Genomic DNA, 12,869 nt, shown 5'->3' with positions numbered 1-12,869 from the left:
TTTTATGCAAACATAAGATGATGAGTTACGGTTTTCAATGCTTCATAAAACGTTGAGAACTGTAAATCTCTATCATAATAGCTTACAGCAGCTTTTCTAGATTGGTTTGATAAAAGTTGAAATTCTTTATCTGATAACTGCTGTAAAGATTTGATATTCTTGGTTAATTGTACAAGGTCATTAGGTCTAGAAGTAAAGCCACATTGATGTTTTTGTACCAATTGCTCACCTTCCCCTTGACCATGAAATAAAATAGGCATTCCTAAACTAAGACTTTCATACAATTTGGCAGGTAAAGTTCCTTTGACATATTTCTTCTGAGAAATAAGTGCTACATCATATTGTTTTACAACCTCCGGGACTTCTTTGTAGTGGACCTTGGGATGTAAAATCACATTTTGGAGTTGATTTTTGATGATATAGTTCTTGATTTTGTTTTTCTCTATGCCATCACCATAGATGTGCAACTCGCAATTTAAAGCATCAAAAGAGACTTTTTGAATGAGATCTAATATGCCATGTGCAACACCTAAAACACCCGTATATACAATTTTTAATTTTTCACCTCTTTGTACATTTTTATGAGGATGAAAAACATTGATGTCAGCACCAATTCTATAAAGAAAAACATCATTGAAGTTTAAATCTTGGATGTAGCTCTTTGTTTCATCAGATTGAGTAATAATAAAATCAGCTTTACTGTAATAAAATTTTTCAAGCCTATGCAAAATTTGATATGCGATAGAATTGGTTTTAATACTCCCTAAATCAACCATGGCTTGTGGCCAAAGGTCTGAAACATTAAGTACAAGTTTTACTTTTTGGATTCTTTTTAAAAGAATACCTAATAGAGGTAATGTGATAGGAGGTGTTTGAACGATAACAACATCAATTTTCTTTTTCTTAAGTAGACTCATCGAAAAAAGCATACTTAACAGCATTGTTGTCATACTTAATAGGCGTAATATCGCACTATTTTGTTGAGACGGTATTAGCCAATGCCTAAAAACGTCTATACCGTTGATCTTTGTGTGACGCCTTAACTTAAAGAAATCTTTTCGTTGCAGTTTTCCTTTCGGATAATAGGGGTGAGAAGTCAAAACGGTGACGTTGTGTCCAATAGCATGAAAGCTTTCCGCCATATGAGCATACTGATGAGGTGCTGCTCCAAAATCTGGCGGATAGCAATGAGTGATAATACAAATGTTTAAGTCTGTATTATTACTAATGTATTCATTGATATTTTTAAACTTATTGGACTTTAATATCATTCTCTTTCAAAAATGACCAGTGTTAACGGTCTACTTCTCCCATAACAACATCAATTGAGCCAATTATCGCAATTAAGTCTGATAATAATACTCCTCTTGAAATTTCAGGTAAGACTGATAGATTACAAAAAGAACATGCTCTTACTTTTAAACGTTCAGGTATGTCAGATTTACCATTTGTTCTAAAGAAAAACCCTAGCTCACCTTTCGGGTTTTCAGCTCTGCTGTAAAAATCCATTGCTTTAGGACGGATTTTCTTCGGAACCAAAGCTTGAGGATCAAAAGTTCTGTCTCGTTTATGATCAGTCGTCAATTGTTTTACACATTGCTTCATGATTTTCAACGACTCCCAACACTCAAGAACCCTGACGTAAGTTCTATCCCAACAATCACCAACAGTACCCATTTTACCTTCTCCAATTGGAACTTCAAAATCCAATTCAGGGTAAACAGAATAGCCGTCTACTTTTCTCAAGTCATGGGCTAAGCCAGAACCTCTAAGAACAGGTCCTGAAGTACCATAGTTGATTGCAATATCCAAAGGAAGAACACCTACATTGGCTGTTCTTTCGATAAATATTTTGTTATCTATTACGAGCTCTTTTAGCTCTTGAAGTTTAGGTTCAAAATAATTGATAAATTCTGTACATCTTTCTTCAAAGCCAACTGGTAAATCATAATAAAGGCCACCAACCCAAATGTAATTGTATAACATTCGAGCACCAGATACCCATTCTAAAAGACGAAGGATGTGCTCTCTATCTCTCATCATCCACAAGAATGGAGTAGTAGCACCAATGTCTAAACCATAAGTACCAATTGCAATAAAGTGAGAGGCTAATCGGTTTAATTCAGCCACTAACACTCTAATATACTCAACACGTTTTGGAATTTTCTCATCTATTCCCATCATTTTTTCAACTCCCATCGCAAAAGCATGCTCAGAATTAATGGCAGCCATATAATCCATACGATCTACGTAAGGAATAATTTGTTGAAAATTGAGGTTTTCAGCGTGTTTTTCAAAACAACGATGCAAGTAGCCTAAGTGAGGGACCAAGTCAACAACATATTCTCCATCCGTTAGTACTTCAAGACGTAATACACCGTGTGTAGAAGGGTGGTGAGGACCTAGGTTGATCACCATTTCCTCCATTTTAAGTTTGGATTCATCAAATAAATTCTTTGAAGAATTAATTAAATGATCTTCTTGAAACTGATATTGAATTTGTCTTTTTTCCATATTTTGTTTGTCCTCAGATTTTCAAAATTGATAGATAAACATCAAAAATTCAAGAAAAATGAGAAGACCTTCCTTAATTCCATTAATAAAACTGTAAAATTGGGGTCAAAATGATTGAATCATTATTATAAATAGCAAAAATGTTTAATTTTGTCCGAGAAAAATCTATCCCTTTTATGGGGTAATTTTTTGGCCAATGGTCCATCCTATTCATTTATTTTGGATGGTCAGTAGTATATATTGATGCACTTTTAACCGCTTTTTAAGATGGGTACACCACAAGATGAAACTCAGGCAAACGAAATCCAAGAATCTAATGCAGTTGAGAACACTGCTCCACAATTAGACGATGTTGCTGATATGGGTGATGACGTAGCAGATTTCGGTGATGATGAGACTTCAAACACAGTTGAAGAAGAATTACAAGAAGATGTAGATTTCTCTAGCCACTCAAAAGAGGAGCTTTTAAAGGAAATCCAAAAGCTAGTAGGTAATTCTGATGTTGTTAAAGCTGAGAAAATCGCGAAGCAAATCAAAGAAGTTTTCGAACCGCTAAGAAAGGAAGAAGAAGCTAAAGCTCGTGAGGAATTTAAAGCTAGCAATGGTGATGTAGAAGGTTTTGAATATGCAGATGCTGAGGCAAAAGCATTTTACGAAGCTTTCGGTACAATTAGAACAAGCCGTCGTCAACATTTTGAGCAAATGCAAAAAATGCGTGATGATAACTTAAAGAAAAAGCGTATGATCATTGCCCAAGTGAAAGAGTTGATCGAATCAACAGATGACAAGGGGGTAATGAACAAAGTGAAGGAACTACAAGCTCAATGGAAAACTATTGGTGCGGTTCCTCAACAAAATGCTGAAGAAATCTATAAGACATATGGAGCACTTTTAGACAGATTCTATGATCAAATGAGCATTGAGTTTGAACTAAAAGAGTTGGATAGACAAAAGAACTTAAAAGCGAAAAAAGGTTTAATCGAAAGAGCTCAAAAACTTCTTGAAGTAGAAAATATTAACGATGCTGTTGTTTCATTAAACCAATATCACGAAGAGTTCAGAAACATTGGTCCAGTTCCAAAAGAGGAGAAGGATAATATTTGGAATGCATTCAAAGAAATTTCAGATAAGATCTACGACAAAAAGAGAAAGCATGCTGAAGAATTCAAGAAAGTGTTAGAAGAAAACATGAAATTGAAGCAGGCATTATGCTTGAAAGTAGAGCCATTCTCGACTTTCGATACAGATCGTATCAAAGAGTGGAACGAGGAGACAAAGAAATTATTAGCAGTTCAGAAAGAGTGGGAAGCTATTGGTCCAGTTCCAAGAGAAGTGGCCAATGGTATCAACAAGCAATTCTGGGCTAATTTCAAGCAATTCTTTGCGAATAAAAACAAGTTCTTCGAAGTACTAGAAGCTCAAAGAGCAGTGAACTTAGAGAAGAAAAAAGCTTTAGTTGAAAAGGCTGAAGAATTAAAAGAATCATCGGATTGGAATGCAACTGCTGATGCATTGATCGCTTTACAAAAAGAGTGGAAAGGTATCGGTCCAGTTCCTGAAAAATTCAGAGATTCAGTATATGCTGAATTTAAAGCTGCTTGTGATGCATTCTTCGAAAGAAAGCGTAACAAGCGTCAAGAAGAGTCTAAAGAGTTTATCGAAAACTTGAAGAAGAAAGAAGAAGTATGTTTAGAGATTTCTAAACTTGTTGCTGACAAAGCGGCTTTCGACCAAAAGTTATTAGATGAGAAAGCGGAAGCATTTTTTGCTATCGGTTTTGTACCTCGTAAAGAAAAAGATGCTATTGTTGACAAATTTGTTGCTGTAGTAGAGGAGTATGTAGGTAACTCAGAGGATCTAGACGAAAAAGGTAAGCTACAAGCGTTGGCTACAGTATTCAATCACCTTCCGGGTGGTGGTAACCGTCTAAGAAATCAAGAGCAAAATATCAGAACTCGTATCAAAAACCTTGAGGACGATATCGCTCTATGGCAAAACAACTTAGCATTCTTTGCAAATTCAAAAACAGCGAACAAGTTGTTAGAGGAATACAACGTAAAGATTGATGAGGCAAAAGTTGAGGTTGCTAAATTGAAAGATCAATTGAAAGTGATCAGAAGCATGGAGTCTTAGTCTTTAAGATAATTCATATAAAAAGGGCATTCACATTTAGTTTTGTGAATGCCCTTCTTTTTTTGAATCAAAGATTCAGCTTTCTTAATTCATACAAAGATCTTCGTATTTAGACTCGATTTTGATACCTAGAGCCTTTGCTTTTTGGAAACCATTGCAAGCTTTATATTTATCACCTTTTTGAAATAATAATGTCGCTTGAGTGTAAAATAGCTCTCCCTTGATGTTTGAATAATCATCTTTAAAGCCTTTCAGTTGGCTGAAATCATCCGATTTCGCTAAAGCAATATCGATCTGAAGTAAAGCACTACTCACTTCGTCTACCGAAGCATAAGCGATAGCTTGTTTGTTTAGTACATCGATAAATTCCTTATGGTTGCCATTAGCTTCATCAAAACTTTTAATATATAAATCATATTGTTTGATGGCCTCAAAGTAATTTTTTTCTTGAATTTGAATATCAGCGATGATCAGATAAGCTTCAGGGTTTGTATCAGTATTTTTACTATCTACAGCCACTGAACGGGTCATGTACTGACTTGCATAATTCATAGCTTCAGGTTGGTTGCTGGCAGCGGTTACTTCAGTTGTAGTATTTTTCTGGTAAGCATAAAGTTGTGCCATTTTTAAATAAGCATCTTGATTACCTAATGCAATTGCTTTTTTATAATGAACTTCAGCCTTTGATAAATCTTGTGGAGTCTGGCATTTTCCATCTTTATAAATATCACCTAAGTAAAGTTCTGCTTCCGCAGAATTTTGCCCAGCCGCTTTACTTAGCCAATGGATGGCTGATATTTTTTCTTTTTTGTAATAGTATTTACCTAACATTAATTGAGCATCTAAATTACCTTGATTTGCTAAATACGTCGCATATTCAAGGTCGCTCTTGTCTAAGTACTTTGAGATGTCATATTGTTTTAAAGCTACTTTGGCAGAATAAACGCCATGATTCGCAGCTTTCATGTACCACTTAATCGCAGTTGCTTCACTTTGTGCTACACCTTCTCCCATAGCATACATATTGCCTAATAAGTACTCAGCAGAGTCAGAACCAACGTAGGCAGCTTGCCTTCTCCATTTGAAGGCCGATGTAGTGCTTTTTTGGAGTGGAGGTGTGCCATTAAAATATAAATCAGCAAGAGATAACATAGCAGGCTGATAATCTTGTAATGCTGCTCTCTGTAGAAACTCAACCTTTTTTAATTCATCATCTTTGGTTGGATTTGCTTTGTTAGCATACAATAAATAGAGTTCATATTGAGCCTCAGCATCATTGTCTGTTAATGCTTTATACTGTACGTAATCAAGGTTATTAGGATCTACAAAAGTTTTGACATCCATTTTTGACAACAGTTGAACTGCGTCTTTATTTTTATTGTTGGCTGACTTAAGTAATAAGGCCACTGCCTTTCTAGAATCTTTACTTCCTATAAGGCCATTTTTATAAAATAAAGCCAATTCATATTGAGCTTCTGGGTGATTTTTTTCTGCAGCTTTTGTTAGTAATTCGAAGCTCTTATTAAGGTCTTTTTCTACTTCATCACCGTTTTTATAAGCTAATCCTAATGCATATTCCGATTGAGCATTACCGCTGTTTCCTAAATACTTTTGATAAAAAATGTCTTTATTTTTATTAGAATAAGCCTCAAGGTCTGTTTCTTCCAACAATTCTCCTGCATCCTTAAATTCTTGATCCCATGCTCTAAGTAAATGATAGATTGCTTGATCTTGGTCTATTCCTACGATTTGACCTTTGAGATAGTATTTTCCTAAAATATAATGGGCTTCAGCATTCTTTCCATTGGCTGCAATGTTATATAGTTTGATTACTTCAGTTGTCTCACCTTTTGCTTCTTTGATTTTAGCTAAATGTAATGCTGCGGCAGGGTGGTTTTGAACAACTGCTTTTTCATAATATTGAGTTGCTTTTTTAATGCTTTTCTTCTCCACCAAACCTTCTTCATAAGTTAGTCCTAATTGGTACCAAGCTTCTGGGTCATTATTAAATTTGGCTTGTTTTTTTAATGACTCAACGTCTTGGGCGAAGGAACTAACAAATACTAAAGAAAAGAAAATTACAAAAGTATACAGATATAGTCTACTATTATATATCATTATAGTTATGAATGTGATATTTCAGTGAATTTTGTGCTATGTAGTGAGTATAATTTGACTGACAAAAAAGTGATACTGATTACAGGACAAAAAACACAAGCAATTAACTTAAGATCGATAAAAATAATCTTATAATACTATAACACCGATTAATTGTATTTTCTTATATCAAAGACGAATATTTTTTCAATTTTTTAAAGAATATTTTTCATTCTATTTTTATAAAACGTTTTACTTACCTACTAATCTATTGATTTGCAGTTAAAATCAATACAATTTGCTCATCATGTTCCTTTTTGTAATTCTCTTATAATAAGTACACTAATTACTAACGAATATTGTTGTTTTTATTTAATTCAAAATAATCATTATTGAAGTCAAGTATTTATTGTAATTGATCCCATTAAATTTTATTTTTGCAGACTAATTAGAAATAGTATTAATACAAGGAATTCATATAATATATGTTTGATAATCTTAGTAACAGGATTGATCGTGCCATTAAAAACCTGAAAGGTGAAGGTTCGATCAGTGAAATTAACGTTGCTTCAACTGTAAAGGAGATCCGTCGTGCTTTACTTGAAGCCGATGTTAACTTTAAAGTAGCTAAAGAAATTACGAATGAGATTCGTGAGCAAGCTTTAGGACAGAACATTCTTATTGACGTAAAACCAGGTCAATTATTCACTAAAATTGTTAGTGATAAATTAACTGAGTTGATGGGTGGCGAAATGGTCGCTTTTGCTCCACAAGGTAACCCGGCAACTGTTTTGATTTCTGGTCTTCAAGGTTCTGGTAAAACTACTTTTACAGGTAAGCTTGGATTAAGATTAAAAAAACAAGGTCAACAAGTATTATTAGTTGCAGCTGACGTTTACCGTCCTGCCGCTATTGATCAGTTGGAAACATTGGGTGAGCAAATTGGTGTTGATGTTTACACAGAACGTGAAAATAAAAACCCTGTAGAGATTGCTCAAAACGCTGTTAAGTTTGCGAAACAAAACGGTAAAAGCATTGTTGTAGTCGATACAGCAGGTCGTTTAGCTGTTGATGAGCAAATGATGGCAGAGATCGAAGCTGTAAAGAAAGAATTGAACCCGTCAGAAACACTATTCGTAGTGGATTCAATGACTGGTCAAGATGCAGTAAATACAGCGAAGACCTTCAACGATCGTTTAGATTTTGATGGTGTTGTTCTTACAAAGTTAGATGGTGATACTCGTGGTGGTGCAGCCCTTTCTATTCGTAGAGTAGTAGACAAGCCTATCAAATTCATCTCAACAGGCGAGAAACTTGAAAATACTTTAGATGAGTTCTACCCAGATCGTATGGCTCAGCGTATCCTTGGTATGGGTGACGTTGTTTCATTAGTAGAAAGAGCTCAGCAAGCTTTCGATGAAGAAGAGGCGAGAAGATTAAATAAGAAGTTAAGAAAGAACCAATTCGATTTTAATGATTTATTATCTCAAATCCAACACATCAAAAAGATGGGTGATTTGAAGGATTTGATTGGTATGGTACCAGGTTTGAACAAAATGGTGAAAGATCAAGAAATTGATTCTGATGCGTTCAAACCAGTAGAAGCAATCATTCAATCAATGACTCCTTACGAAAGAATGAATCCAGATAGCTTAAACCAATCTCGTAAGAAGCGTTTAGCAAATGGTTCAGGTACTTCAGTGCAACAAGTAAATAACTTGATCAAGCAGTTTGAAGAAATGCGTAAGATGATGAAGAAAGTAAACAAAATGTCTGGTATTCCAGGTATGAGTAATAAAATGAAAGGTAAAAAGAAAGGATCTTTACGTAGCCGTTTAGGTGGAAGAAAGAGATAGTCTAAACTTTATCTTGATTTTTGAAACCACTCTAATTTAAAATTAGAGTGGTTTTTTTTAGTGAAAAAATTGTATTTCTCATTTCTTACATGAGATTTTAAAGTGCTTTAAACCTTTTTCATGTGAGGAAACAAAAGTGAAGGGGCTATTCGTTTGATTATTGTATTATTCCAATATACATCATTATTATTAATGAAATTTGAGTCATTAAATTACATTATTCTTTTTTAAGAAGTTCAAACTTACATAATTGGAATGAATAATACTTTTGAGGTGTTATGTAAATGCGTTTGTAAACATTTAAAACCTAATAGTTTAGCATAATGAATATCCAATCCTTTATTAAAATAGGTTTGATATTATCTCTTATCGGATTTACTTTTTCATGTACCAAAACAGTTGAAGAAGAAATCAATGACGATTTAAATAATGATCCAACCACCCAAACTAACAGTAGCGTAAATGACATTGAAGTACCTGCTGATTTTAACTATGATGTAACTCAGTCTTTTAATATTGAAATTTCATCTTCTGCTTTTACAGGTAAAGCATTGTATTCTATCTATATGATAGATGATCAAGGTAATTACACCAAATTAGGTAATACTATTTCAAGTGAAGAAGGTAATTCTAGTTACAGAGTAACTTTGCCATCCTATGTAGAAAGATTATATGTTGTTAAAAGACTCAAAGGTAAAGAGTGGTATAAGTTAGTAACAGTCACTAGTAATGAACTTGAAGTTGATTTTGATAAATTGGCTCAGGAAATGACTTCATCCAATAGAAGAGCTTTAGCAAGTTGTGAGGATTATGTATATGCAATGAATCATCAAGGTGCTTTCTTTAGTATTGCCATTGAAAGTGATACTTATGATCAAACCGATTATGGTACCATCAACACGGGAGGCTATGCAATGGCTTACGATCAAGAAAACGATATTTTTTACTACGATGTTAACGGAACTTTATATTCTTACAATAAAGATACAGAGACTACTTCTACCATTAAAAAGTTAACAACAGGTATAAGTGGATTAGACAACGGCTACCCAAGAATGGCTTACAATAAATGGGACGGTTTACTTTACATTGGTAATGGTTCTAATTATGCCATGATTGACCCAACCAATGGTAATGTGGTCAAAACGCTTACCGGAACAGGAATTTCAAATAGCCAAAATGGAGGAGGAGATCTTACTTTCGGGTCTGATGGTACAATTTACCAAGCATGTTCGGGTGGTTTATTCAGATTGGCTGTAAATGAAGATAGTACAAACTTGGTTGCTACTAGGGTCAGTGCTGATAACTTCCCTTATTATCTTACAGGTGTGACGATAGACCGCTTTGACTATATCTATGCTTCGACAAACGAATCAAATAGTAAGTTGATTTATATGGATGTAAAAGATGGTTCATTTATAGTAGTAGCTTCAGTGGGAAGGAAAATGAATGACCTTACGTCGTTTAGATGTAGTGAGAGTGACTTTGAAGGGGAGGATTCTGATAATGACGGTATCGTAGATGGCTTTGATGATTATCCGGACGATCCTGATAAAGCCTTTGATCAATATACTCCTGGTGAAAATGGGTTTGGGACATTTGCTTTTGAAGATTTATATCCACAAAAAGGAGATTATGACTTCAATGATATTATGGTACAATACAGACATAATTTTGTAGCAAATGGACAAAATAAAGTGGTGAAAGTGTACTCTACTTTTGTTGTGAAGTCTGTTCGTTCTGACTTGCCGTGTGGTTTTGCTTATCAATTACCAATTCATGCGGATTCGATAGCAAGTGTGACTGGTTCTAAAATATTGACAGGGGTAGTTGCTTTAGATGCTAAAGGATTAGAAACTGGAATCGACCCTGCAGCTCCTGTATTAATTGTTTTTGATAACCACTTTGGCCTAGTGAAAGGAGATGGTAATATTAAGAAAAGTGATGAATTCATTATTGAAACTACATTTGTCAATCCAGTGGACATGAGTTCGTTCCCTGTAGAGGGCTTTAATCCATTTATCTTTATCAACCAAGTGAGATCAAACGAATTACACTTGGCAAATGGAACGCCTACAGAGAAGTATGATCAATCGTTAAGAACTGCTGGAGAAGATAGTGGAAATTATAAAACGGCTGAAGGACATCCATGGGGATTACACATTGCTCACAGATTCCACCCGCCAAAAGAAAGTATAGATATTACAAATGCATATGTAAACTTTAGAGAGTTTGTTGAAAGTGCCGGTGTTAACAATAAAAATTGGTACACCGATGACGCAGGAAATCGAAAGACAAGTTTAATGTATTTTGATGAGTAACATAACCACAAGGAAGAAATTACTTCTTCAAACTCACAACTAGTTTAATAAAAAGTCACCATAATTAATTTTATGGTGACTCTCTTTTTTACAAAGTTTTTGTACAATTACTTTGAGAATTTTCTGATACCTTCCATGAGTAAGTGTCCTGAAGCTGGGTTTGTAGCTAATGGCACATCATATAAATCACAAACTCTCATCAACATCTGAACATCTGGTTCATGTGGGTGCTTTCCTAGTGGATCTCTGAAGAAGAATACCGCATCTACATCACCTTCTGCAACTAATGCAGCAATTTGAGCATCACCACCTTTTGGTCCAGAAAGTTTACAATCTACTTCTAAGCCTGCTTTTACTAAATGACTACCTGTTGTACCGGTAGCAACAATTTGCTTATTTTCTAGTACATCCATGTGATCTTTGAAAAAGCCCACCATCTCTGCTTTTTTGCCATCGTGGGCAATCATTGCTACTTTTTTGAATTCAGTATGCATATTAATAAGTATCGAGTTTATTTGATTTAGCTCAAAAAAAGAGCACGTAATGAGTACATCCTCAAAACATGCTCCAAAATACAATACAATTTTAATAAAATTGAATGATCTATATTACTAAAAGTAATTTGAAATCAAATTTGTTCAACTCTGAATTTATTTGTCTTCTTGAACTGTTTCTGTTTCCAATTTTTTGTCGGATTCGGCATCTTTTTCCTCTATCCACTCTTTATAAAATAACAATCCTTGCTCTAGTGCATACATATAGAATGACAGTACAAGAATAGTAAGGTGAATATTGAACAAGGTATAAGAGATGACTGACATTACAGCAAAATAAATCAGATAGAACAGGGAATCTTGAAGTAGCTCAACAAGGAAGTGATCTGATTCGAAGAATTTCTGCATAAATACAGTAATTGGATCTTTAAAAGTCAGTGCTTTATGGGAGATAAACGTAAAGCAGATGAATATAAATATAAAGAAGCCAATTGTGATTTTATTATAGCCTTTCTCTAATGTGATAAAAGCATTTGTAAGAATCAGAGGACCAGGCATAAATCCATAGATAGTCTTATGAATATCTCGGTCTTCAAAGTCACCCAATACAATAATTCTATCTTTAGTGAAGTCTTCTACTAAAAAAGGAGGCATACTTAGTAATTCGTGCATCTGAATGTAAGTGTAGTTATTCGCTACAAACAAGTCATAAGGTCGAATTGGGTAATCTAAAATATATCCATTGAGCATATAATTACCTCTGAACTTACTGAAAAAATATCCTCTTTCTAAGGTATCTCCATAAATTTGTTCTGCCATCAAGAGGGGGGTAGTTTTCAAAGAATCACCTTGCATCAAATGATACTTTAAAGTGATGGTTTCTTCATGGTTTAGCTCTTGCACTTGCAAATCGGATAAACCGAGGGGGACATCCACTACAGGATATTTGGGAGCATTATTGGCTCCTTTATGATAGGAGACAATGGTGTTTTTAGCTTTTTGGAATTCTGCTTCCATTAAACTATCATCGTCTGATTTATCATAAAATCGAATATCGACTAATAGGAATTCGTGATTGTCAGGCTTTTGGTTTAAAAGTGACAGGAATTGTGTAATGGATTTTCGATTGGTAATATCTACATTTCCAATCACAAAATCATTGGTGTCTACTTTAGCGGTAAGATCTTTTTCCCATGAACAGTTGACAAAAAGGAAACGGTCTTTAGAAGGTTTTTCTTCTGCTTTAAATAATGCATTTCTTGTGGCTGACATTAATTCAATCAATAGAATTTCATCAGGCATTACATATACGATGGTCATATAAAATAATAGCCCTACCATCATTATTATTGCATTAATGGAAGATAATCCCCACATCAGAGATTTATTCCTTTGCATTCTAAAGATTAAACGTTTGTCTTTTTTTTCGGAAGTCATGTTGTACTATTAAAAGT

Annotated in this window: 8 protein-coding genes; 3 read left to right on the top strand and 5 right to left on the bottom strand. The window is 34.4% G+C overall.

All coding sequences use genetic code 11. The features are described from left to right. Positions 1-2: 2 nt before the first annotated feature. Positions 3-1,271, bottom strand: coding sequence for a glycosyltransferase family 4 protein (locus PL77_RS01225; RefSeq protein ID WP_082026340.1), 1,269 nt, complete (start codon positions 1,269-1,271; stop codon positions 3-5). Between the two features lie 22 nt (positions 1,272-1,293). Next, positions 1,294-2,514: an NADH-quinone oxidoreductase subunit D gene (locus PL77_RS01220; RefSeq protein WP_044200828.1), complete on the bottom strand. Its 1,221-nt coding sequence runs from the start codon at positions 2,512-2,514 to the stop codon at positions 1,294-1,296. A 267-nt stretch (positions 2,515-2,781) separates the two neighbouring features. On the opposite strand from PL77_RS01220, the gene PL77_RS01215 reads away from it, so the two are divergent. Further along, positions 2,782-4,647, top strand: a complete 1,866-nt coding sequence (locus PL77_RS01215) for a DUF349 domain-containing protein (protein WP_052444075.1) — start codon at positions 2,782-2,784, stop codon at positions 4,645-4,647. 84 nt (positions 4,648-4,731) lie between these two features. On the opposite strand, the gene PL77_RS01210 is transcribed toward PL77_RS01215, so the two are convergent. Continuing rightward, complete coding sequence (locus tag PL77_RS01210; protein WP_044200827.1) at positions 4,732-6,765, bottom strand: tetratricopeptide repeat protein; 2,034 nt, start codon at positions 6,763-6,765, stop codon at positions 4,732-4,734. A 464-nt stretch (positions 6,766-7,229) separates the two neighbouring features. Between PL77_RS01210 and ffh the strand changes: the two genes are divergently transcribed. Together ffh and PL77_RS01200 are read left to right on the top strand one after the other, a co-directional pair. After that, positions 7,230-8,600 (top strand): signal recognition particle protein, encoded by a 1,371-nt coding sequence (ffh, locus tag PL77_RS01205; protein ID WP_044200825.1) that lies wholly within the window; start codon positions 7,230-7,232, stop codon positions 8,598-8,600. A 323-nt stretch (positions 8,601-8,923) separates the two neighbouring features. After that, complete coding sequence (locus PL77_RS01200) at positions 8,924-10,921, top strand: LruC domain-containing protein (RefSeq protein ID WP_044200823.1); 1,998 nt, start codon at positions 8,924-8,926, stop codon at positions 10,919-10,921. A 107-nt stretch (positions 10,922-11,028) separates the two neighbouring features. Here the strand turns inward: PL77_RS01200 and PL77_RS01195 are convergent, their stop codons facing one another. Continuing rightward, positions 11,029-11,415 carry a methylglyoxal synthase gene (locus PL77_RS01195; RefSeq protein WP_044200822.1) on the bottom strand — a complete coding sequence of 129 codons (387 nt, stop codon included), beginning with the start codon at positions 11,413-11,415 and terminating at the stop codon, positions 11,029-11,031. A 156-nt stretch (positions 11,416-11,571) separates the two neighbouring features. After that, positions 11,572-12,852 (bottom strand): hypothetical protein, encoded by a 1,281-nt coding sequence (locus tag PL77_RS01190; RefSeq protein WP_044200820.1) that lies wholly within the window; start codon positions 12,850-12,852, stop codon positions 11,572-11,574. Between the last annotated feature and the right edge of the window lie 17 nt (positions 12,853-12,869).

It is taken from the genome of Flammeovirga sp. OC4 (assembly GCF_000812565.1).
In the GTDB taxonomy this organism is placed as follows: domain Bacteria; phylum Bacteroidota; class Bacteroidia; order Cytophagales; family Flammeovirgaceae; genus Flammeovirga.
The sequence above is the reverse complement of the archived record's forward strand: the minus strand, read 5'-3'. Positions and strand labels throughout refer to the sequence as shown.